Raw genomic sequence first — 21953 nt, 5'->3', positions numbered from 1 at the left:
CCAATCGGTGCCGCGAAAAACGCAGGCGTTGTCGACTTTACAGCGAAACTCGCTGACTTGTGGCCGCGGAGCAAGTGTTTCGGAACATGAAGGCTGTTTCCCACGAGCCCGAACCGTTTACGGCAAAAGGTAAACTGCTAGAACGGCCCCGATTGTGAAGACTCCGAAGGGCCGTCGCAAGCGACTCGCGGCCGGACCTGCTTCGCTGCCGCCCTTGATCTGCGACCTGGCGATGAATTTTGATCGCCCCGGGTGGGATCAAAGCCACCGACGAACGCGAGCCTGATAGCTTTGATACGACGCGCCAAATGTTTCGGCGAGGTATCGTTCTTCCGGCTGGATCACCAGCTTCGTCAATGCAATCAGCACTAGCGGCAGCAGCGTTAGCATCCAAAGGTTGTCGGCCAGCAGGCTGACTCCCACGGTGATTACCGTGAGGGCCACATACATGGGGTTGCGACTGAATCGATACGGTCCTTGAGCCACCAATTGCCGCGCGGGGCGGTTGGGATAGATCGCGGTCTTCATCCAAACGAATGTCACAAGTGCCCACCCGAGTAACGCGGTTCCTAAAGCGACGGTACTCCAGCCCAGAGGAACTTGTGCGGGGACGACGACGACCGTACTTAACGGTACAGGAACATTTGCTTCGATGGCCGAACCGCAATAACCCGAGATTACAAACAGAATGGGAGGTGGAAAATTCACGCCAGGGCTTCGGAGTTCATCTGTTTGAGAAGACATACGGCGGATTCTGGTGAGTCAGGAACGGTCGGGCTTTGGGGCGGCGTTGCCTTTATTCGAACGCCATGCTTCGCGGCCATCAGTGGCTGGAACGGCAGTGGCCAAACAGAATTCCATCCGACTTCTGATCGTGCCCTCTCCGTCATATCGAACATTTTCCGGAAGCGCCGTTTGCCAATTCGACGCGCGGCCCGCCACTCTAGCAGAAATCTGCACCGAAAAACGATTCTGGTGCAGAAACTGCCGAAGGTCGAAGGGACGATGTTTCGCCTGTCGACTCATTTGTTTTTCAGGCAATACAGCGCGTCGCTGGTGCGGATCAGCAGCGAGCCATCGACGGGGGCTGCTCCGGAGAGTTGTTCGCCGGTGAGCTTGTTTGTGGCGAGCTTTTTGAATTCGCGGCCGGGGGTGATTACGGTCGTCGTGCTACTGCGGTCGAAAAAGTAAATGCGGCCGTCGGCATAAATTGGCGATGCCCAAAAACGGCTGCCGATGCGAGCGGTCCAATGCGATTCGCCGGTCTTCGCATCAAGACAAGTGGCGATTCCATTGTCGGACACGAAGTACAATTCGTCCCCGATCAACAGCGGACTCGAAACGTTCGGAACTTGCTTCGTGGACTTCCATACGACTTCTGGATTCTCATCTTTCGCCGAAGGCGGCTTGATCGCAAGCAGATGCGATTTTGCATAGCCGGTGCAAATGTAAACCAAGCCGTGGCCGGCAACCGGGCGAGCCGAGTTCGAGAACCCCAGCTGACCATAATCCAGCTTCCATAGCTCTTTGCCCGTATCTGGATCATAGGCATACACCCAGTCAGCAGCTGGCGAAATCACCTGCGGGGCGCCGTTCACATCCGCTACCAGCGAGGTGGCATAAGACTTTTTCATTTGCGGCTCATCGTGCATCTTTCCGCTGCGAGCCGTCTTCCACGCTTCTTTGCCCGTTTGTTTATTCAGTGCCACGATGTATTGCTGATCGATGCCGTCACAGTGAATGATCAATACGTCGTTCCACAGAATCGGCGAACTTCCCGGCCCGTTTTCGTGCTTGACTCGCAACGTGCGGTTTTCCCACAGCACTTTGTGCGTCGCCGTATCTACGCACACGATCCCGTACGGACCGTAGTGACAATACAGTCGACCGTCCTCAATAATCGGCGTCGGCGTCGCATAGCTGTTGTCGACGTGGATCATCTGCGGATCGATCTCCGTGAAGACCTCGGTGTCGCTCAGGATTTTTCCGGACGCAAGGTCCAGTGAGACGACTCGAAAGCTGGCTGAATCCGAAATCGTTAGCGGCATCGAATTGGTCGATGTCTTGCGACGAATCTTTGCTTCTTCTTTGGAAGCGGGCACGTGAGTTGCCGTGGTCACCCACACCACGCCGTCGGCGATCACCGGAGTCGACCAGCCGCGGCCAACGATCTCTGTTTTCCACGCGACGTTTTCATCTTCACCCCACGACACCGGCAGGTTAGCGGCGTCGGCATGCCCCTGCCCCGAAGGGCCACGCCATTCCGGCCATGTCTCACTGGCTTGGAGCTGGTTACAGAAAGTTGAGAGCAGCAAGAGGGCAGAGAATACTCGAGGCGACAACATCAATAGTCTCCGGTGGGGGACACAGAATGGGGAAGGCTGGATTCTTATTGTGCCGATATTGCAGATGGAAGTCGAAGCGTCCGGCGACAGCGATCGTGGTGCGCAAAAAAAAAAGCCCGGCTTTCGGAAAAAGCCGGGCGTCTGGTTGCTTGTAGTCTTCGGTGAAAACTAGTCCCAGCTCAGCGAGCCACCGGTCTGGTATTCGGTGACTCGAGTTTCAAAGAAGTTCTTTTCTTTGCCCAGGTCAATGGTTTCGCTCATCCATGCGAACGGGTTCGGTGAACCGTACTGAACCGGCAGGCCGATGCGTTCCAGGCGTCGGTCAGCAACGTGCTGTACGTAGTCGCGGAACAGGTCTGCGTTTAGGCCGAGTACACCGCGTGGCAGGCAGGATTCAGCATATTCGACTTCCAGTTCTACGGCCGCCTTAATGCGAGTGATCATGGCTTCCTGGAATTCCGGAGTCCACAGATCGGGATTCTCGGCCTTGATGCCATTGATCAGGTCGATGCCGAAGTTCAGGTGAATGGTTTCGTCTCGCAGGATGTATTGAACCTGTTCGCCGATACCAGGCATCATGTTGCGGCGGTGGAAAGACAACAGCATGACGAAACCGCTGTAGAAGAAAATGCCTTCCATGATTACGTAGTAACCGATCAGGTTCTTCAGAAATGCCTGCTGGCCTTCGAACGTGTCGGTTGTGAAGTCCGGGTCGAGAACTTCCGCCGTCAGTTCCATTTCGAAAGCGTCCTTCTTCGCGATCGTGGGGATCTCACGATACATGTTGAAGATTTCGCCTTCATTCAGGCCCAGGCTTTCCACGATGTATAGAAACGTGTGGCTGTGGACGGCTTCTTCAAACGCCTGACGCAGCAGATACTGACGGCATTCGGCATTCGTTACGTGCTTGAAGATTGCCAGCACCAGGTTGTTGCCAACCAAAGATTCGGCCGTCGAAAAGAAGCCAAGATTTCTCATGATGACGCGGCGTTCATCATCCGTCAGCTTGCTCGAACGCCAGATTTCCACGTCGCGGTTCATCGGAACTTCGGTGGGCATCCAGTGATTAGCACAGCCGTTCAGGTAGTGTTCCCACGCCCAGTTGTATTTGATGGGCATCAACTGGTTGACGTCGACCTGAGCACAATTGATCAGACGCTTTTCAGTGGCTTTGAAGCGACCGTCCGCTCCGACAAGGAGTTCTTCTTCGGTGGTGGGAATGTCATTGGTTGCAGTGGTGGTTGACATAAACTTGCGTCCTTGTGGTTATGGGGTGTATGCGTTGCTGAGAGTTTAGTCATGAGGGGCCAAAGTTCATGGCCCAAAGTCGAATTCTTTGATCTCAAATTTGACCGGGTCGCCCAACTTGCCGTTCAGGCAAGCTATGTCGATTCAGCGATCAGAAACCGTTTTGATGGCAGCAAATGGTCGTGAACGCGGCCAGCTAAGTTCCAGCGCACAAGCTCTTTCGTTTCACCAAAGCCTGGCGACGGCCCCTCCCCCCTTTTATGGGGAGAGGAGACAATCGCAGTCGTTGGCTAATAAGAAATCGAAGGACTTACGTCCCTTGGCTTATGCTATTGGCAGGCTTCGCAGTCCGGGTCGTCCAGACTACACGCTTGCACGTTCGTCATGTCTGTAGCCGGCACGGGATGAGGCGAGCCAACCGGTGATTCCGGAGCGTCGGTTCTCATTTGCGTTTCCGCACTGTCGCGGTTCATTGCCACATCGCCGGAAGCACTCTTGTTCTTCATCCAGCGTGGCTGAACACCATAGCGGTTGACGTCGACAGTCGACTTTTCGATCTGAGTCGCGGCCAGCGTACGCAGGTAGTAGGTCGTCTTCAGGCCCTTCTGCCATGCCAGCATGTACATGTCGTGCAGCTTGCGGCCACTTGGTTCGCACATGTACAGGTTCAACGACTGACCCATGTCGATCCACTTCTGGCGTCGAGCTGCACATTCGATGATCCACTTTGGATCGACTTCGAATGACGTCAGGAAGCGAGCCTTCACGTCGGCCGGAATGCGTGGGATGTCTGTCAGCGTACCATCGAAGTACTTCAGATCGTTCAGCATGTCCTGATCCCACAAGCCACGTGACTTTAGCTCGTTCACCAGCGACGTATTCACATGCGTAAATTCGCCAGACAGGTTGCTCTTCACGTACAGATGCTTGTAGATCGGTTCGATCGACTGAGACACACCGATGATGGTGGAAATCGTAGCCGTGGGAGCGATCGCCATGCAGTTGCTGTTACGCATGCCGTTTTCGGCAATTCGTTTGCGAACCAGTTCCCAATCAAGCTGAGCAGATCGGTCGACATCAATCGGAACGCCTCGTTCGCTTTCCAGCAGATCCATCGTGTCGATCGGCAGCAGGCCACGATCCCATTTCGAACCGGAGTACGATGAATACGTGCCTCGTTCAGCCGCCAGATCGCTGGAACCCAGAATGGCGAAGTACGAAATCGCTTCCATGCTGCGGTCGGCAAACTCAACAGCTTCCGGAGAAGCGTAGCTGATGTTCATCGCGGCCAGAGCGTCCTGGAAACCCATCAGACCAAGGCCCACCGGGCGATGTTTCTGATTCGAATTCTTCGCTTCTTCGGTTGGGTAGTAGTTGATGTCGATGACATTATCCAGCATTCGCATTGCGGTGCGGACGGTGTCTTCCAGCATCTTCAGGTCAAGCTGTCCGTCAACCACATGCTTCCACAGATTGATGGAACCCAGGTTGCAGACGGCCGTTTCGCTGGCGGACGTATTCAGCAGAATTTCTGTACACAGATTACTGCTGTGAACAACACCGCAATGGTCCTGAGGCGAGCGGATGTTGGAAGGATCCTTCCACGTAATCCACGGATGCCCGGTTTCGAAGACGCGAGTCAGCATCTTACGCCACAGCTCGACGGCAGGCAGGCGACGAAAAATGTCCATCTTGCCTTCGTCGGCCAGCTGCTCGTAGTACTCGTAGCGTTCAACGAATGCCTTGCCGACAAGGTCGTGCAAATCTGGCACTTCGTCAGGGCTGAACAGAGTCCATTCTTCGTTGTTCTGGACTCGCTTCATGAACAGGTCGGGAATCCAGTTCGCCGTGTGCATGTCGTGCGTACGACGGCGATCGTCCCCGGTGTTCTTTCGCAGGTCCAGAAACTCTTCCAGGTCCAGGTGCCACGTTTCCAAGTACGAACACACGGCTCCCTTGCGTTTTCCGCCCTGATTGACGGCGACAGCGGTGTCGTTGACAACCTTCAGAAACGGAATTACACCCTGACTGCGGCCGTTTGTTCCCTTGATGTAGGAATTGGTCGCTCGGATGTTAGTCCAGTCGTTACCCAGACCGCCCGCCCACTTGCTCAGCTTGGCGTTGTCCGAAACACACTTGAAGATGTGTTCCAGATTGTCGCTGACCGTAGACAGGTAGCAGGAACTTAGCTGAGGATGCTTCGTCGCTGAATTAAACAGCGTCGGCGTAGCGGACGTAAACCGCATGCTGGACAACAGGTTATAGAACTCGATTGCCCGTTCTTCTTTGTTGTCCTCATTGATGGCGAGTCCCATGCAGACTCGCATCCAGAAGTACTGCGGCATTTCGATCCGGCGACCATCGATGTGCAGCAGATAGCGGTCGTACACCGCCTGAATGCCGGGGTACTTGAACAAGCTGTCGCGTTCGGGCTGCAGAGCGTTCGCCAGTTTGGTGAGGTCGTACTGGCGCAGATCGGACGTCAGTCGATCGGCAACGATGCCGTCGATGATGTAGTGTTCAAACTGGTTGCGGTACAGCTTGTCCTGTTCGTCAGCATCCAGTGGAGCACTTCCCAGTGCTTCGTTGGCGATCACCATTCGCAGCAGCCGCGAAGCTACCGTATCGTAGGCGGGATCGATTTCGATGCGGGAACGAGCCGCCAGGATCATGGCGCGATAGATTTCCGCGATGGAAATGCCGTCGAAGACTGACTTCATGACTTCTTCGAGCAGCTTTTCCGGCTCGCAGTCGTCAAGTCCTTTGCACGCCATTTCAAAGCGTCGACGAATTCGCTGTGTGTCAAACGGAACGGAAACGCCGTCTTCCAGCTTCACATGAATCCGTGGCTTGGATTCCGCGTCGTCTTCGACACCATCTACAGCCTGCAGGCTACGAATCTTTGCGTGTTCAGCTCGGTGAACAATATAGCGGCGAGCAACTCGGTAGTGCCCGCGTTTCATCAGCAGGATTTCGACCATGTCCTGCACACGTTCAACGTCAGTTCCGTCCGCGGTGGCGGCTTCTTCACCAATTGCGTCGGAGACTTCTTCTGTAATCTCCCGAATTTCGCCATCCATCTTTTCGTCGAGCGGCTGCCCGTCGGCAAGATTCAGTTCGGCTCGAAAAGCATTCGCGATGGCTCGACCAATCAGCCCGTCGTCAAACGGAGCGACGCGACCATCTCGCTTGCGGATAACCCATTCCGATCGTGCACGAATCATTCGATTCAACTCCTCTTTCTCCGACAAGTGCCGAAGCTGCGCGTCGTGCGCAATTAGTCCATTTGAAGTAATCCGTCGCTCGCTCGATACGAGCGACACAGAGGGGATCCTGCCAATTAATGCGCAGCATCAAGCACTTGGAACAGTCACGGGGATTCAGCAGAATGCGCTGACAGGAAACCTGCGGACTGACAGACCAGGTGGGTGAATGCTGGCTGACATGTTGTGTCGACCTCCTGTCGAATAGGCGTCCGTGCGGGGGGCAGAATACGTCTGCAAAGCGGCATGTCAAATCACACCTTCAACCGCCCCCAAGGTGTTGGCAGGCAAGCTGTTGTGACAGAAACCGCCTTTCCGGCGGACATGCGGTTGTTCACAGATGGTCGCAATATAGTGTGTGCGAAAAGACTGTCAACACCAAATGTAGTGTATGTTTTAGATCGGAGCCACAAGGCTTTTCGGACCACAGAATTCCAGCACTTTTTGAAAATCCAGTTTCGCGGTGCGCGTGTGGGTAAGCCTCGGTCTGGCTTTTTAGGTTCAACTCTTGTTTAGAATCACGAGCCTGACCTGCAGCCAATCGCCAACAATTCACCTCACCGTAGAGCCCTGCCAATCCGCCTTCACGAACCGCCCCGGCAGCTTTTCGCTGCTGCCGAATTCGATGGCCGCGCCGCCCTGCACGATGCGAATACCGCCGACCAACACGTCACTGATTCCCGCCGCCAATGTCTGCGGAGCGTCATAAGTGGCGGTGTCGGAAACCGTGTCCGGATTGAACACTACGACGTCAGCGATCGCACCTTCACGAATCACGCCGCGATCTTTCAAACCGAAACGCTCCGCCGCGTGACCGCTTAGTTTGTAGACTGCATCTTCCAGGCTAAACAGGCCATAGTCCCGCACGCATCGGCCCAGCAACCGCGCCGCAGAACCGAACTGACGAGGGTGAATTGAACCGCCGTCGGCGTGAATGCCGTCGCTGCCCATCATGTAAAGATCGTGCTGCAGAAACGGATCAATCGCACGGTCGTCGCCCTCAAGATAAACGCAGAGCACCGACAGCCGTTCTTCAACCAGAAGATTTACCAACGCTACGCCAGCCGGAAGGCCCGTTGATGCAACGTACTCGCTTAACAGCTTGCCCTGATGGTGTGAGTTCTCTTTACTCGGCAACCACGCGATGCGGATTTTGTTTGTGTCGAACATAAACCGCTGCATGCTTTCTTCAAACCGGTCCGCTACGCCCGGCTGGTTCAGCTTTTCCATTGCGGCCAACGGCCCGTCTTCCCATATATCGTACGGCAAGAGGAAGTTCAGCATGGTGCAGCCTGGCATGTAGGGATACACATCAAAGCTAAGCGGCACTTCTTTGCGAGCAGCCTCGAGCCACGCAAGAAGCTCATCCGTGCCCGCTCCTTTAACAGCCTTCAAGTGCGAAATGTGCAGCCCTGAACCCGATTCGCGAGCGATCTGCAGCGCTTCGTTCAACGCTGGAATCATGCCCAGCTTGTACCTCATATGAGTGACGTACAGACCGCCAAATTCACCGACAGGTTTGCAGGCTTCGGTGAGTTCTTCGGTACTCGAAAAGCACTGAGCGATGTAATCCAGCCCTGTCGACAGCCCCACTGCACCCGCTTCCATGCCAATACGTATCTCTTCCTTGATGGCGTCCATTTGCTCCGGTGTCGGCGGAGCAGAACCGAATCCACAAAACATGCTGCGTACATTCGCATACGGCACGTGCATCATGGCGTTTTGAGTCGTCCGGCCTTCGACGCATTCCATGAATTCCTGGATCGATTGCCAGCCTTCGTATTCATCCAGCCGCAGCCCATCCAGCGATCGCAGGTAAAAAAACCATTCTCGCCAGGTTTGTTCGTTGACCGGCGCGTAGCCGATTCCATCCAGCAGCAGCACTTCTGTCGTGAAGCCCTGCAATGTCTTCGATGCCTGCAGAGGTTCCTTCAGCATCCATCCGTCGGAATGGTTATGCACATCCACAAACCCCGGGGCAACAATCTGCCCGGTCGCATCAATCACCGCAGCGGCTTCCGCATTGGCCAGATCTCCTACGGCCGTGATGCGGTCATCTGTGATGCCAACGTCCGCTCGGTACCGAGCCGCTTTCGTGCCATCAACCACTGTGCCGCCACAAATAATCACATCAAACATTACATTTCCCGATTCGTTGTTTATTTTGGCTTCTCGCCTGAGGCGAGCATATTCCGCCCTCGCAAAACAAAAAGCCAGCCACATGAATTCAGCAGAAAAAAGCGAAACGGATGACGGGAAATGAGGCCGCCGTCGTAGGCCACACGCAAGCCACCCCGTTCTCAGTCTTCGGAAGGTCACTCGCCAACTTTGACGGTAGCGAACCACGGTTGAATCGCTGACGTTGCTACAGCAGAATACGCAGGCAATTCACCGGCGACCGCAGCTCGATGAACCGGCAGATCATTACCTCCAACGACCAGACAGCAAACACGTTATGTCGATCGAAACCGCCGAACAACTGAAACGAGAACTCACCGACAAATGGGTGGTTGTGGCTGAAGAGATTCCTGAGCTACGGCGATTCGCGTCGCTCACAGGCAAGGTTCGCACCGTCAATATGAACTGCCGCGCCCTGGTGGAATTTGACGGCCCGGAAGACATCGCCTGGTACGACATCGATCCGCAGTTTCTGACCGTTGTCGACGCTCCGAAGCCCAAGCAAAAGGAAGAAGCCAAAGCCAAGCCCGCCGCAGCCAAGACGGCGGCCCCCAAAGCCAAAACTGGTGGCGGCAATCCGTTGGACCAAATCCGCGGTGGCGGTGCAGCAAAAGCGAAGCCTGCCGCCGGTGGTTCACCGCTCGATAAGATCCGAGCGTCAGGTGGTGGCGCAGCCGCTACTCCAGCGGGCGGATCTCCGTTAGACAAGATTCGAGCGTCAGGCGGAGGAACTTCCGCTGCAAAACCTGCAGCTGGCGGCTCGCCGCTGGATAAAATTCGAGCTTCCGCAGGTGGCGCAGCGGCCGCTCCCGCCGAAGCACCGGCTGAGAAAGAAGAAGCAGCTCCGGCGGCAGAAGCAAAGCCGGAAAAGAAGGAATCGAAAGCTCTACCACCCGGAACGAGCCCACTGGATGCCATCCGAGCTCAGGGCGGTTTCAAAGGTTAAGACGCTTCCGCGTAGAAGCCCAGCATGTTGAACAAGCCGGGTTTCCGTACGCGCAACTTTCACCTCGCCGCTACTCGCAGCTTTGACTCAGAATCCGTCGCACCTGATCGCCGACTTTCGCACGCACGTTAAACAGTGGCTTGCCGGGTTCCAGCAAGGCCAGTTCAATGGCGGCGGCTGCTCTTTGACGTTGCGGGCCTTCGGCTAGCACCGTCCACAAGTTGTCGCGGTTGATGGTCTTGCCCGCGAGATATCGTTTGCCCGGTTTGAAACGGCCACCGTTTTCTGCCCACCACCCCTTCACTAATGACGGATCGGGAACCGGAAGCGGCGCGTCGGTATCTGCAGGCTCGGCTTTGCCGGATGCTTCGTCTGAAGCTCCTGCCGATTCATCAACCTCGCCCGCATCGACCGTCAGGTCTTCTCGTTCCAGGTCAACGCCCGTGATCATGCTGAACGCTTCTCCCGCCGCCGGCGCGAGTTCTTCATTCGCCATAAATTCGATCAGCCACGGAGCCAGCACCGGGTCGGCAATGGCTCCCGTGGTCACCAGTGCCAGTCGTTGCAGTTCTGCATTGGCGGCCAGTTTTCCCAGCCAGTCGGCCGTTGCGGCGTAAGCTTCACCACGAGCGATCAAGGGACACGCTTTTTCTGCGAAGTCTGGTTCATTCGTCACAATGTCCATCAGCTCACGTTTTGCCGACGAATCGCCCAGCAATCGACACGACCAAGCTGCCCAAAATCTGGCTTCGACATTGTCCGACGACAACTGCGATGAACACGGCCGTCGCAGACTGGTAAGCCCCAGTTCACCGATGCTCTTCAAAAAACGCGGATGCGACGTTAAGTCTCTTCGCTGAAACAGATCATCCGGCAGAGCAATCCCCTGGATGGCGTTGGCTGCCAGCCCCGCATGCTGGTGCAATGGATTTTCACTGGCCAGCAACTGCGACGTCAGACGGTGATCGTTGCCCGCGCCCACCCACGCGATGGCAGAAGCCATGGCCTTCGCAGTGTACTTGTCGACAACAACTTCCAACACCTGCGACATCCAGTCGCGGTTGCCTTCGGTGACAGCCACGACCGCTGCCGTGAACACCGCCGCAGGTTCGCCGCCTTCCAGGCCTTGAGCCAGCAAGTCCCAGATGCGTGATGCCGCCACAACCAGCCCATCCAGGTTTTCACTGATGCGGTTGTCAATTTGCTTCAGGTCGGCCAGGTAGTAGTCCGGCCGCTCAACTGCGCCACAGCGATCCGCCCACGCATCGGCCGCGTGTTCGGCATGGATGGCAATGACGGGTTCGACGATGGGCGTATTCATTAACCCAGAATTCCGAAATGCAGCAACGCGGCAACCAGCAGAAAGATCGCGGCGACCAGCAACTGAGTCTTCCGCTGGGGCAACAGCTTACCCGACTTCTGAAGATCCAGCCCCGCCAAAACACAAAACAGGATAGCAATCCCGAGCAGTATGTACTTCGCGATCATGATGTGTTCCTGACCGATTCAGAAGTGGCGTGACTTCGACTGCTAACAAACCCTACAGACTTTATCGTTTTCAATCCGCGATCTGTATGACGGATCGTGCTCAAAAGTCAAACCACGGAAGACACCGAGCACACGGAAGAAGAGTCAAAAGAGGAGAGCGAAACACTTCCGTGTTTTCTGTGTCTTCCGTGGTTCCAAAATTGATTCACAGTCCGCACATCGAATTCGGTCCAGTCAGAAACACTAATCGAGCTGCGATAATCAGCGTTCACTTCTTCTTCCGCAGGTACTTCTTCCACGTATGATCGTCGGGACCGGCTTCGATGTGATTGCAGCGGTACTCTTCGTTTGGCAGCCGTTTGATGCCCAGCTTCTTCATCTGACGCCGCCCATGTTCTTCAACATTGAATAACGGCTCCGTCGGATTGCGAATCGCCAGTTCCAAAGCGGCGGTCGCTCGTTCCCGCTGCCGTCCCAGCACCAAAACTTTGCGTAGCCATTCTTCATTGTCGAGTTCAAAGCCCAACAGATATCTTACATTGGATTTGAAGCGACTCGGATTCTGCTCCCACCACTCCGCAATCGGCCCCGGCTCCGGCCAAGGCAGATTCTCATCCTCATCCATCTCAACGTTTTCATCCTCCGGATCATCATTCGGCCCCGCTTCAAAGCCATCCGGCCAATCACCTTCATAAGGCCGCTGATCAAGTCGCAATCCGGTAATCCGATAAAACGATTCCCCCGCCACCCGAGCAAACAACGGTTGCGACATCATTTGAATGAGCCACGGGATGCTGTCCGGAATGCCCAGCCACCCCGCACACTGAATCGCCACCCGGACCGAAGCTTGATTGCCACCGCCCAACTGCCGGAGAAGCTCACGAGCGTCACCGACTTCCAGCACACACATCAGCATTCGTGCTCCCGACGCGGTGTCGGAAGGATTTTGAAGGACGGAATTTGTCAGGCATTCAACCGCCGCTTTGCGGTGCGATTTCAGTTCGCTCGCCCGATGCCGTAACAGGATGGCTTCGCTGATCGCCGGACCAGCCGGTCGGTCTAAGTTGTCGGTCAGCAGGGACGCGAGGACCAAAAAGTCCGGACCAGCGAGGTCGCTAACCAAACGAGCGACTTCGCCCGGAAGTTCCGGCGCATCTTTTTTAAATACCTCAACAATGCCCGAGCTGAGACGCTGGCCATGCAGGCGACTGGCTCGCAGCCCAATGAGCTGAAGATCGGAATCCCCGGTGTCGAGCAGTCCATCCACAATGGGTGCAGCGATGTCCCATTCATGCCATGACAGAGCATCAGAGAAGGCTGTTCTGTGACTTACTGTCGTACACACTCTGCAAGCAAGATCCAGACAGTTAACATCGGACTTCGCGGCCGCATTTAATAGCGTGATCAGGAATACAACGTCGTACTCCGACGGCGCCTCATTCGCCAAGTTTGAACTCAGCACATCGTTCCCGAGCAACGCCTGCTGGTGCGTGACAAGCTGATCGTCGAGGCCGAGAATGTCGCATAGCGAATAATGCCATTCACGCACCGCCACCGCTCGTCGCAACGCTAGTCCCAGCGCCGCTTCCCAATGCTGATTAACAACAAACTCAATCGGCATTGGCCTGACTTTGTTTCGACGACTGAAATGGAACCGTGCACAGAGCACTGGGGCGAAGCAGGAAAATTTGGGTTCGCTACGCGAGCGACGGAACAGCGAAAGGATCGCAGTCTAGAACGTGTCATTTCGGCCAGCTAAAGTCAGACTGCCACGTCGCCCCAATGACGGAACGTTTCCTTAGTCAATTACGCGAAGCAGCGTTGCAGACAAACAACCGTCTCGGCCCGCGTAGGAGGCATTACATCCCCCAAAATCGACATGCCCACCTTGTTTGTCCTCGCGAGCGGACGGAGACCATTGGCCCTAGTTAATTCATGATCTGCTCCCATTTTGACGCATCGGTCGACCAAAACACGTGCTTACTCCCAACTGATAGCAGGACACCGTCGTTCGCGTGCAAGAATCCAAATGTCGCATCATCTTTCGTTGTTACGTTGATCGGCTCCAAAGTCGTATCCTCCAGCCGATAAACTGCGTCTGATGAAGCGACAAAAACGTGGCCCATGAAGTCTTCCAGAGACCACAATTCGTCGTCCGTGGTGCCATGGTCGATTACAGACCAGGCTCCATTGGCTTTTGACAGTAATACGCCATTTTTGCCACAGGCATAAACAGTACTATTCTTGGCTAGTCGCACATCATTCAACATGAGGTTGGTCGGACTCTCTGCCTGAGACCAAACACCTCGCTCTCGCTCCCATATTTCTCCCCCGAAGCCGACAGCGACCAAGTTGTTGAGATCATTGCCATCGACTGCATTGAACCCCATGACTTCTTCGAGGCTCGGTTCTGCGAGGGCGCCATCGTCTTCCCTCTGCCATCCCTGTTCCCTGTCACGACGGTAAACTTGCCGGCTCATTCCAACGCACACAAATTCATCGTTAATCAGACGCATATTTCTTACTACGCCGAGCGGTGCTGGAATCTCGTCTGATACCTGCTCAGTTACCATTCCGTCACTGGAACTATACAGGGCGCGACCGTCCTCTGAAACAATTACAACTGTGCGTTTGGGGTGCATTGTGACGCAGGCGCGCTTCGCAAACCAGTCCAAGTGAAAATCAGCTCTCGCACTTGGCTCTAGTGTCTTCTTCATTAGAGTGGAGTTTGCTTCTCCATCTTCCGTGAGCTCATCCGAGGTCGCCAACAATTGCAGCGTGTTCCTATTCTCTACGAATCCTGCCACAAACGTAAAATGCTCTGCGATCTGGTCCATTCTGTTCTACTCAATTCTGTCGTTTTATGGTGAACCGGATGTCGTGCCACCAGTAATGGCTGAAATCGCGGATTGAAGGGCATTCTTCTGTTTTGTGTTTAGATTTCCCGCAGAACGCGTTCCAGCCTGAGGGTCCGTGCGAAGCGGAGTAGAGTCATCCATGCCACAACGGTCTTTGTGATACGCATCTAACTGCGCCGTTGTACATTCCTCGCTACACTGCCCATTCACTGCCTTGTGCGCCTTCACTCCGGTGTTTCTTGCATCCTTGTACGTCCAGCTACCGTTCTTGGAATGATGAGCTGCTTCGAGTTTCTGCTGGAACGCATGATACTGGCCATGCTCTTTTTCATGGCGAGGCCCCTTGGCACAGACGCAGGGCGAGTCGCCATCATTGTATGCTCGTTTGCCTCGAGGAGCTTTCACTACCCGTTTCCCCGGCTTTCCCCGTGAACCGACTTCGTAGAAACAGTGCGCTTCAACCAGATGGTGTGGTTGCTCGCCTGGACAACAGCCCGTCTTACTCTTTTTCCCTTTTCGTTTGCCTTGCTTGTATGTAATAAGCAGACACCTTTTTGCATCTCTGCACTTCTTGCTATTGCATTGAGCCTTCTTGGTTTCCTTTCCACTGCACGCGTTCTTCGCTTCCTTCACCTCATCTTCGCAATCACTGATGGCCGTCACCGCTTGAGTATCGGCATACGCCCATGGAGGCGAATTTCCTGGAAATGACATGTGATTGTGTGTTGTCAGGTCCAGGTGCCGAACAACATTCTGTCCTTCGACTTTCACATCCATCGACCACATCGTGAAGTAGACTTTTCCGCGGTTTGTGCTGGTGAGAACACCCTTTTTGGCGGCGGCACCTGCTTCATCTCCCATACTTTTCTTGAAGTAGGACTTGTTCTTGAGCAGGACTTCCTTCTTGGAAATCTGAACTTTCTTGCTTCCGCTGGTCGTGTCTTTGGCCATGCCGGTATTGGGATAAGGGATTGGAACACCGGGCGGTGTGGCAGGATTCTCCGGCGGCGTAAAGCAGACGTCTGGGAATGCGCAGATGGACTTTCCGTCCGCCTTCTTGCAGGAGATTTCTCGACCATTAGCAAAGACGTTGTTGGCCATTTTAGAAATCCTCCGGGTCTAAGTAACCGCCGATGATGACGGCTCGTTGATTGTCGTCGTTAGCGCATTGGAACAGGACTCCGTCGCCGCTTGAGATTTCCTTTTCGGCCGCGCTTTTGCCAACCGACACCATGACGGGCACGATGGCGGCTCCGGTGTCGCCGATGCAGTCGGCGGGGTGCCAGATGTCGTATTCTTCTTTGACCTTCTTCATTGTTCGAGACGCCGCCAGCGTGGCTTCCTTGAAGGCGTATTGTTCGCCGCTGATGTCGGTGATGCGGTAGTCGACGTCGTCGTAGGTGCAGCCGGAGTTGCGGAAGGCGTCTCGGATGGCGGCAGCCATGCCGTCGGCTCGGAGAGGTTCTTCCGACAGTATAGTCGCCTCTTCTCGACCGTAACCTACTCCTTTTAGCACAAACTGGCCCGGCTGGGGATCAGGAGCTGGCGTTAAAAGCACCGCGGCTGCTCCTTCACCGGGGATCAAGCCGTTTGAGTTGCTCGGAGTTAGCAGGCGGTGGTTTTTGTCGAGAGCTGCCAGTGTTCCAGCGACCAGCAACGTGTCGACGCCCGTCACAATCACGTATTCGTAGCCGCCGTTGTTGAGTAACTCGAACGCTCGTTCAATCGCCTGCACACCGCCGACGGCTCCGTTGCAGAAGACCTGCGACTTGCTTGAAAACGGCACGTTCAGTTCGGTGGCGATGTCGGTCAGCATTGATCCGTCAAGATCCGCAAACCGGCCGGGGCGGTCTTCTTCGCTCAGGCACAGCAGCAGCGGAACTGAAACCGGGACGGATGTCTTGATGGCGGAAAGGCATTCCATGATCGCCGGAGCCGCCATCTTGATCAGTTTGGCTCGACCACGCACCGGCGGATCGAGCGGCACTTCGGACGCCACAATCCATTCACCGCCGCTGTCGATGAATCGAGTCTCCGCGAAGTTGTCGATGGCGCAATGAATCGCCGCGCACGTGGATGGTGCGGTTAGTCCAACGCCGGTCACCATGCCGGTTGCGATCACAGCAATCGGCTTCATTCGTCTTCGTCCTCATCACGGTTCGACGCCGCCACGGCCTGCAGCGACGGATAATATGTCTTGCCCATATCGCGAGCTCGATACCACGCTCGCGACATCCGCCCCACCACGCACGATGGAATTTCGAAGATGTTCTTCTTTAGTTGAATCGACGTACGCCACACGAGGATAAAGCGGTTCAGGTCCGGTTCGATTAAAATCGTGTCCAGCTTTGCCATCTGTTCAATGCGGTCGAATTCGTTGGTGGTGAATTCCACTGGAATATCGATCGACGGCAGTTTGAAAGACGTGCGGCCGTGTGGCGACAGATTCACCAGTTGGATTTCTTCGCCGCCGACGGGATAGTCAATCTGCTGATCTTCCGGAGCGGCCTGGTAGTATCGTTCGTCGAAGTCTCTGGGCAAAAATGGGAACACGTTTTCCTGCCATGCTTCGTCATAGGTGCCTGCCCATTTTGAACGATGTTCTGCGTGGCGGCTGACGACGCCAAGTGCCATGGGCTTGTGGTTTCCGGACGGCGAATCGATCGGGCGACCTTTTTCGAACGTGTTAGGCAGTGGCTTGCCTTCCAGCGCCGGACCCACGGAAATCGGGTAGTATCCGCAACCGATGGGATTCCCCATAAACGCTTTGCCATTTTCCGGATCGTCTTCCGGGGCATCGCAGCCGCCCCATGCGTTGTCGTAACTGAACGGCAGTTTTTCGAAGGGTTCCGGTGCGCTGGGAATAAACGAAACGTAACTGGCGGCTCCGTAGTGGCGATTACCAACCACGCTGAATGACTTGGTCATTTCACCCACGGAGAGGCTCACGTCAACATATTCTGCCGTGCGTCCTCGAGGAGCATACGCACTGCCGTTGAAGAGGACGTCACATTTTGGCTTGAAGGGGGCGTAGTCGACTTCGTAAAGAGTTGCGGAGTAGCCGGGTTCGCCGGTGAACTCGTCAGCCATTACCAGTGGCGCCTGCTTCTTCGATAAACGCAGCGACCGGCCGGGTTCAGGGATGTCAAAAGTTGCCTTCGCAACAACGACAATGCACTCGCGACCATCGGGCTTCATCCCCATGGTATAGCCAGTCAGCATGTTGGTGGCGTTGGTGATTTGCATGGTGGCGTCTACAGCGAGTTTCGCTGATTTGTGGCCGCGAAAGAAGCGTTTTGACAGCAGTTTCGGTGCCCCATGAGCCCATGCCGTCCACGATGAAAAGTGAGTTGCTCTAGTTAATATGTACAGAACCGCCGCGAATGCGCTGCACGCCCGACGATCGGCTGGACACGTACGCTCCCTGAATCAGTACCTTGCCGGCGCGAGTAAGCGTGATACTAGCTTTGCCGCACTTCAGCACAATCTCTTTCTTGCCTTCCAGGATTACTCGTTCCCCGTCCACCTTCGCCGTCGTGTCTTCACCAACGATCGGAGAACTTTTTTCCAACAGGACCGGCAACAACGGTTGTCCCGCAATCACTCCCATGATGATCGGAAGGTTGGCGTCGCCGTTTTCAAAGACGAGGACCACGCTTCGTGCGATCGAATCCGGCGTGAGCGGCACTGTTGTGCGAGCGAGTCGCTGCTCACCGTTTTGCAGCGTGACAACCGGCCCGTCTTCCGAAAGTTCAGCCAGCGTGGCTGTTAGAACAGCGGGAAAAGTTGCAGGCGGGGTGGCCGCTGCAGCCGACTTTTGCGTGCCCGAGACAATGTCATTCAGGCTGCTGGCAGACGAAACTTCAGCTGGTGGGCGCGTGGAATCAGTTTGGGTCGCCATTATCAGTTAGCCCTTACAGCCGCTATTCCTGTTGATTGCGAAAATCCACCGCGTGCCGATGTGTGAACCACGGTTGCCACTCTAACGACAGAAAATCTCCGCAACAACTGCAAGTCAAATGAGTTATCGCCGTCATCCGGCCGCCGGTTGCGACCTTTTTTTGCGGTTTTTCGCAATGAGCCGAACCGAAATTGCATTAGCGATCAGAGTGTTGCTCATGCCCAGAAGTGAAATGCCCCGACCGTACATACTGTTCAGATAGCAGGAAAAGGCTGATCTCGCGCGGCATGCGGCTTCAAAATATGATCGGCGAACCTCGTGGAAGAGGCAATAGGTTCGTGGAAAAGTCGTACAACGCATATCGCAAATTGCGATTACTGACGTGCTACCGGACAACTCGACCGGACGCCGAGCCCTTCATCAACGCGTCCACTTCCTGGCGGTTGCTGAAGTTGAAATCGCCGGAAATCGAATGGGCCAGGCACGAGGCTGCAGTAGCGAATTGAAGAGCTTCCTGCGGAGTCGCGTAGTCGTCGTGGTTGAGGGCAAATAACAGGCCGGCCCCGAATGCATCGCCTCCGCCGACCCGATCGATAATGTTGCGAATCTGGTACGGCTGGTAGTCGCCCTTCACCTCCGGCGCAAAAACAGCATTCCCGTCCGCGGCATCGAATAACATGGCGCCCCAGTTATTGTGGCTTGCAGAAATGCTTTCACGCAGCGTGGTCGCGATGAACCTGATGTTGGGAAACCGTTCAACGACCTGACGAGCAACGTCAGGATAGGCGGCGACTTCAACATGGCCGGATTCAACTTCGCTGTGCCCAGCGTGGATCTTTAGAACGTCTCCACAATCGGCTTCGTTGGCGATCAGGATGTCAACGAAAGGAAGAATTTTCGCCATCGTTTCCGCAGCAAGCTGCTTTCGCTCCGTCCCCGGCCGCCAGTTCCAGAGTTTCGCTCGGTAATTAAGGTCGCAGGAAACCTGAACTTTTAGCTCTCGTGCGGTCGAAACAGCAGCGATCGTGGCATCGGCAGCTGCCTCGGACAGCGAAGGGGTAATGCCAGTCACGTGCAGCGACTTCGCTCCGGACAAAATCGTCGGCCACTCATAACTGTTGGCGTCGGTCACGCTGATGGTCGAGCCGGCTCGGTCATACGTCACGCGACTGGGCCGCTGATTAGCACCGGCTTCTACAAAATAAATGCCCATCCGGCCTTCTGCCGAGCGTTGCACGTGCGAAGTGTCAATTTTTAGGCTGCGGAGCGTATTTAAACAGGCATCGGTCAGCGCATTGTCTGGCAATGCACTGACAAAGCCGACGTCTGCGCCAAACATCGCCAATGATGCTGCCACGTTTGCTTCCGCGCCGGCGAAGGTCACGTCGAGGCTTCCCGGGAGGGTTTGTTGCAGGCGCAGAAATCCGGGCGGAGCCATCCGCATCATGATTTCGCCGAAGGTAATAAACTGTGGCATAAGTAATTCCTGTATCTACGGTGAAATGCTGTCCGCAATGGCTCGGGCTTCGGCCGCGCGGCGAGTCACTTCCGTCCAATCTTTCTTTTGAAGGCATTCCTTTGGCGTCAGCCATGACCCGCCGATAGCGAAGACACCGGGGTTGGACAGCCAGGAAGCCGCGTTCTTTTCGTTTACGCCACCCAACGGAACGAACCGCACGCCCAAATGGGCATAGGGAGCTCGAATACTGTTCAACATCGTCTGGCCGCCACTCGGTTCGGCGGGAAAAAACTTGAGTTCGCGGCACCCGAGTTCAACAGCGGCCTCAATGTCCGATGGCGTCATTACCCCAGGTGCGAACGGCAGACCTGCCTGTTGAGCTTTTCGCACGACTTGAGGATTCAGCCCCGGCGAAACGGCAAACTGGGCACCGGCGGCAACGATCGGATCAATCTGATCTACGCTAATGACGGTGCCAATTCCGGCCAGCATTTCAGGCACCTCGTCACGAATTCGACGCAAAGCGTCAACCGCTGCATCGGTTCGTAAGGTCAGTTCCATGGCATCGACGCCGCCAGCCAGCAGAGCCTTCGCCAGGGGAACGGCATCTGAGGCGTCGTCGATAATCAGGACAGAAATCACGCCGCTGCGTTCAATTCGCTGCAGCATGTCCGGTGGAAATTGTGATTCCAAGAAGAGGCTCCTGTACAGAATTCTATTTTCGATCCAGCAGCAGCAGTCCCACAATCGACAAAGCGATGCCGGAAACCATTGGGATCGAATGTGGTTCGGAGAAAACGATGACCGCGCCCGCAGCACACATTGCGTTTTGAGTTGCGTTAATCACATTCACTTGCGTGATGTTCAGCAACTTCAAAGCGTTGGTCACGCAAAAAAAAGCGATGGCGTTGAATGTACCGGCCGCCAGCATCATCTGCCACTCTGCCCTTTGAATCTGAAGAATTCGCTCCGTGCCCAGCATGTTCCAGCCAATGGCTGTCAGGAGCACCAACCCCGTCGTGCTGTAGACGAACAACATTGAGGCAATTGGAAGGGCTCGCTGAGAAATTCGGCGGATCACAATCCCATTGATTCCGTACGACATTCCTGAAATGACGGCGAGAACGATGCCCAGCCATGCGATCTTCTCTTTCGTCTCCGTCCCGAGCTCCGGCGCATTCAATGTGGCCGCGTAGGACAGCAGAATGATCGAGACCAACATCACCATTATCGAAACAACCGTTCGTTTCGAAACGGTGTCTCCTAGAAATGTGCGTCCCAGCGCAGCCCCAGCGATAATAATAAACGTGAAAACGAGGGGGACTGTGATTGCGAGGCCGATTTGTCCCATTGCCAATTGGAATCCAAGGTTACCACCAAACTGCATGATTAATGCGGCGGCCAACAACCAGGGAACGGGTCTAAACGACGGAAATGCTGCTTCTTTTCTTAATCGGAGCCTGAGCAACAGTCCGAGCGATAGCAAAACCGTTGGGCCCGCTTTCATCGCGGTCACCCAGATTTCCCAGCCCGAATCTGCGTGGCGACCAGAAAGCCCGCGCAATGCCAGGTTCGCGGCGGAATAGCAAACAGCCGAGCAAAGTCCTAACGCAAGCCCGCGATTCACGCTATTGCCAACCACAGGTGCAGCGTTTTGGCTTAGTGGGGGCGAAACATTGACCGCATCCATGTTGCGATCCGACTTCTGCTCCTTCATCGAGATTGTTTCATTCCGTGTTGCACGATCCGGAAGAAGGGCCAGATCCAGATCAAGTCATTGAAAGGCAGCAGCCACAGTACTTGAGCAGCAACTTGCCCTCGAAAAACGGCGCTCGCCATTCCAGCCATCCCAAAAACTTTAGCGAGTAATCCGATAAAGACGATGCCCCAGTGCTGACGCTCGTCAAAAGCCGCCATTCCAAAGCCGATGGCGAGTAGAAAAATAAAAAGGCCCGCGCCTTGCCACAAGTGAACTTCCTGAGGAACGGTAGCGAAGCCATATACGATCGAAGACTGCCGGGGCATGCCCATTATAAACACACCCCACAGTCCGGAGTGCAGAGATGCGGCAATGAGGACTCTTCGTCGCCAGCTGGAATCTGAATCAGGCATTCCGATCACACCACAACGCATTGAATCGCCACATGCCGACCAATCGAAGATCGGCGCATAAAAAAAGCCGGATCCTAAGATCCGGCTTAATAAAATGTTCCCGGCAATAACCTACTTTCGCACTGGTATGCACTATCATCGGCCTTGCGAGCTTA

At 55.2% G+C, this 21953-nt stretch carries 18 protein-coding genes and 1 rRNA gene (1 of these 19 cut by a window edge); 1 reads left to right on the top strand and 18 read right to left on the bottom strand.

All coding sequences use genetic code 11. From position 1 onward, the window contains the following. Nucleotides 1-258: 258 nt before the first annotated feature. The 5 genes from Fuma_RS20060 to Fuma_RS20035 form a co-directional block, all read right to left on the bottom strand. Nucleotides 259-744: a methyltransferase family protein gene (locus Fuma_RS20060; protein WP_077025686.1), complete on the bottom strand. Its 486-nt coding sequence runs from the start codon at nucleotides 742-744 to the stop codon at nucleotides 259-261. 278 nt (nucleotides 745-1022) lie between these two features. Beyond that, a complete protein-coding gene (locus Fuma_RS20050) occupies nucleotides 1023-2345 on the bottom strand; it encodes an outer membrane protein assembly factor BamB family protein (RefSeq protein WP_077025684.1) in 1323 nt (440 codons plus the stop codon). Between the two features lie 168 nt (nucleotides 2346-2513). After that, on the bottom strand, nucleotides 2514-3593 hold the full coding sequence (locus Fuma_RS20045) for a ribonucleotide-diphosphate reductase subunit beta (RefSeq protein WP_083732178.1): 1080 nt from the start codon (nucleotides 3591-3593) through the stop codon (nucleotides 2514-2516). 329 nt (nucleotides 3594-3922) lie between these two features. Beyond that, the gene (locus tag Fuma_RS20040; protein WP_414655182.1) at nucleotides 3923-6826 is read right to left on the bottom strand and encodes a ribonucleoside-diphosphate reductase subunit alpha; all 2904 of its coding nucleotides are present in this window, start codon (nucleotides 6824-6826) and stop codon (nucleotides 3923-3925) included. A gap of 582 nt (nucleotides 6827-7408) precedes the next feature. Continuing rightward, nucleotides 7409-8995 (bottom strand): N-acyl-D-amino-acid deacylase family protein, encoded by a 1587-nt coding sequence (locus Fuma_RS20035; protein WP_077025682.1) that lies wholly within the window; start codon nucleotides 8993-8995, stop codon nucleotides 7409-7411. Between the two features lie 316 nt (nucleotides 8996-9311). Here Fuma_RS20035 and Fuma_RS20030 point away from each other — a divergent pair, with 316 nt between their 5' ends. After that, a complete protein-coding gene (locus Fuma_RS20030; RefSeq protein ID WP_145944269.1) occupies nucleotides 9312-9980 on the top strand; it encodes a hypothetical protein in 669 nt (222 codons plus the stop codon). Between the two features lie 70 nt (nucleotides 9981-10050). On the opposite strand, the gene Fuma_RS20025 is transcribed toward Fuma_RS20030, so the two are convergent. The 13 genes from Fuma_RS20025 to rrf form a co-directional block, all read right to left on the bottom strand. Continuing rightward, nucleotides 10051-11301: a TIGR02270 family protein gene (locus Fuma_RS20025; protein WP_077025680.1), complete on the bottom strand. Its 1251-nt coding sequence runs from the start codon at nucleotides 11299-11301 to the stop codon at nucleotides 10051-10053. Further along, nucleotides 11301-11468, bottom strand: a complete 168-nt coding sequence (locus Fuma_RS35355; protein ID WP_158521071.1) for a hypothetical protein — start codon at nucleotides 11466-11468, stop codon at nucleotides 11301-11303. The genes Fuma_RS20025 and Fuma_RS35355 overlap by 1 nt, the downstream gene beginning before the upstream one ends. Nucleotides 11469-11736: 268 nt before the next feature. Next, nucleotides 11737-13089, bottom strand: coding sequence for a hypothetical protein (locus tag Fuma_RS20020; protein ID WP_077025679.1), 1353 nt, complete (start codon nucleotides 13087-13089; stop codon nucleotides 11737-11739). Nucleotides 13090-13396: 307 nt separating this feature from the next. Then, entirely contained in the window at nucleotides 13397-14305 is a 909-nt protein-coding gene (locus Fuma_RS20015) for a beta propeller repeat protein (protein WP_077025678.1), read from the bottom strand. Between the two features lie 24 nt (nucleotides 14306-14329). Continuing rightward, nucleotides 14330-15427 (bottom strand): PAAR-like domain-containing protein, encoded by a 1098-nt coding sequence (locus tag Fuma_RS20010; RefSeq protein WP_077025677.1) that lies wholly within the window; start codon nucleotides 15425-15427, stop codon nucleotides 14330-14332. A 1-nt stretch (nucleotide 15428) separates the two neighbouring features. Continuing rightward, nucleotides 15429-16463: a beta-ketoacyl synthase N-terminal-like domain-containing protein gene (locus tag Fuma_RS20005; protein ID WP_077025676.1), complete on the bottom strand. Its 1035-nt coding sequence runs from the start codon at nucleotides 16461-16463 to the stop codon at nucleotides 15429-15431. Further along, complete coding sequence (locus tag Fuma_RS20000; RefSeq protein ID WP_077025675.1) at nucleotides 16460-17572, bottom strand: DUF2169 family type VI secretion system accessory protein; 1113 nt, start codon at nucleotides 17570-17572, stop codon at nucleotides 16460-16462. Before Fuma_RS20000 ends, Fuma_RS20005 begins: the two co-directional genes overlap by 4 nt. Before the next feature lie 109 nt (nucleotides 17573-17681). Then, complete coding sequence (locus Fuma_RS19995; protein ID WP_218922216.1) at nucleotides 17682-18227, bottom strand: DUF6484 domain-containing protein; 546 nt, start codon at nucleotides 18225-18227, stop codon at nucleotides 17682-17684. Nucleotides 18228-18612: 385 nt separating this feature from the next. Then, nucleotides 18613-19704, bottom strand: a complete 1092-nt coding sequence (locus Fuma_RS19990) for a sugar kinase (protein WP_077025674.1) — start codon at nucleotides 19702-19704, stop codon at nucleotides 18613-18615. A 15-nt stretch (nucleotides 19705-19719) separates the two neighbouring features. Then, complete coding sequence (locus tag Fuma_RS19985) at nucleotides 19720-20379, bottom strand: bifunctional 4-hydroxy-2-oxoglutarate aldolase/2-dehydro-3-deoxy-phosphogluconate aldolase (RefSeq protein WP_229360692.1); 660 nt, start codon at nucleotides 20377-20379, stop codon at nucleotides 19720-19722. A 22-nt stretch (nucleotides 20380-20401) separates the two neighbouring features. Beyond that, a complete protein-coding gene (locus tag Fuma_RS19980) occupies nucleotides 20402-21403 on the bottom strand; it encodes a DMT family transporter (RefSeq protein WP_077025672.1) in 1002 nt (333 codons plus the stop codon). Continuing rightward, nucleotides 21400-21798: a hypothetical protein gene (locus Fuma_RS19975; protein ID WP_145944268.1), complete on the bottom strand. Its 399-nt coding sequence runs from the start codon at nucleotides 21796-21798 to the stop codon at nucleotides 21400-21402. The genes Fuma_RS19980 and Fuma_RS19975 overlap by 4 nt, the downstream gene beginning before the upstream one ends. 98 nt (nucleotides 21799-21896) lie before the next feature. Further along, a 5S ribosomal RNA gene (gene rrf / locus Fuma_RS19970) occupies nucleotides 21897-21953 on the bottom strand (it continues 53 nt past the right edge of the window).

The sequence above is a fragment of the Fuerstiella marisgermanici genome (assembly GCF_001983935.1).
Lineage (GTDB): Bacteria > Planctomycetota > Planctomycetia > Planctomycetales > Planctomycetaceae > Fuerstiella > Fuerstiella marisgermanici.
The sequence above is the reverse complement of the archived record's forward strand: the minus strand, read 5'-3'. Positions and strand labels throughout refer to the sequence as shown.

What these genes read in the sequence shown, in the direction of transcription:
- Fuma_RS20060 (WP_077025686.1), bottom strand. Translation starts at nt 744, where the DNA reads ATGTCTTCTCAAACAGATGAACTCCGAAGCCCTGGCGTGAATTTTCCA.
- Fuma_RS20050 (WP_077025684.1), bottom strand. Translation starts at nt 2,345, where the DNA reads ATGTTGTCGCCTCGAGTATTCTCTGCCCTCTTGCTGCTCTCAACTTTC.
- Fuma_RS20045 (WP_083732178.1), bottom strand. Translation starts at nt 3,593, where the DNA reads ATGTCAACCACCACTGCAACCAATGACATTCCCACCACCGAAGAAGAA.
- Fuma_RS20035 (WP_077025682.1), bottom strand. Translation starts at nt 8,995, where the DNA reads ATGTTTGATGTGATTATTTGTGGCGGCACAGTGGTTGATGGCACGAAA.
- Fuma_RS20030 (WP_145944269.1), top strand. Translation starts at nt 9,312, where the DNA reads ATGTCGATCGAAACCGCCGAACAACTGAAACGAGAACTCACCGACAAA.
- Fuma_RS20025 (WP_077025680.1), bottom strand. Translation starts at nt 11,301, where the DNA reads ATGAATACGCCCATCGTCGAACCCGTCATTGCCATCCATGCCGAACAC.
- Fuma_RS35355 (WP_158521071.1), bottom strand. Translation starts at nt 11,468, where the DNA reads ATGATCGCGAAGTACATACTGCTCGGGATTGCTATCCTGTTTTGTGTT.
- Fuma_RS20020 (WP_077025679.1), bottom strand. Translation starts at nt 13,089, where the DNA reads ATGCCGATTGAGTTTGTTGTTAATCAGCATTGGGAAGCGGCGCTGGGA.
- Fuma_RS20015 (WP_077025678.1), bottom strand. Translation starts at nt 14,305, where the DNA reads ATGGACCAGATCGCAGAGCATTTTACGTTTGTGGCAGGATTCGTAGAG.
- Fuma_RS20010 (WP_077025677.1), bottom strand. Translation starts at nt 15,427, where the DNA reads ATGGCCAACAACGTCTTTGCTAATGGTCGAGAAATCTCCTGCAAGAAG.
- Fuma_RS20005 (WP_077025676.1), bottom strand. Translation starts at nt 16,463, where the DNA reads ATGAAGCCGATTGCTGTGATCGCAACCGGCATGGTGACCGGCGTTGGA.
- Fuma_RS20000 (WP_077025675.1), bottom strand. Translation starts at nt 17,572, where the DNA reads ATGCAAATCACCAACGCCACCAACATGCTGACTGGCTATACCATGGGG.
- Fuma_RS19995 (WP_218922216.1), bottom strand. Translation starts at nt 18,227, where the DNA reads ATGGCGACCCAAACTGATTCCACGCGCCCACCAGCTGAAGTTTCGTCT.
- Fuma_RS19990 (WP_077025674.1), bottom strand. Translation starts at nt 19,704, where the DNA reads ATGCCACAGTTTATTACCTTCGGCGAAATCATGATGCGGATGGCTCCG.
- Fuma_RS19980 (WP_077025672.1), bottom strand. Translation starts at nt 21,403, where the DNA reads ATGAAGGAGCAGAAGTCGGATCGCAACATGGATGCGGTCAATGTTTCG.
- Fuma_RS19975 (WP_145944268.1), bottom strand. Translation starts at nt 21,798, where the DNA reads ATGCCTGATTCAGATTCCAGCTGGCGACGAAGAGTCCTCATTGCCGCA.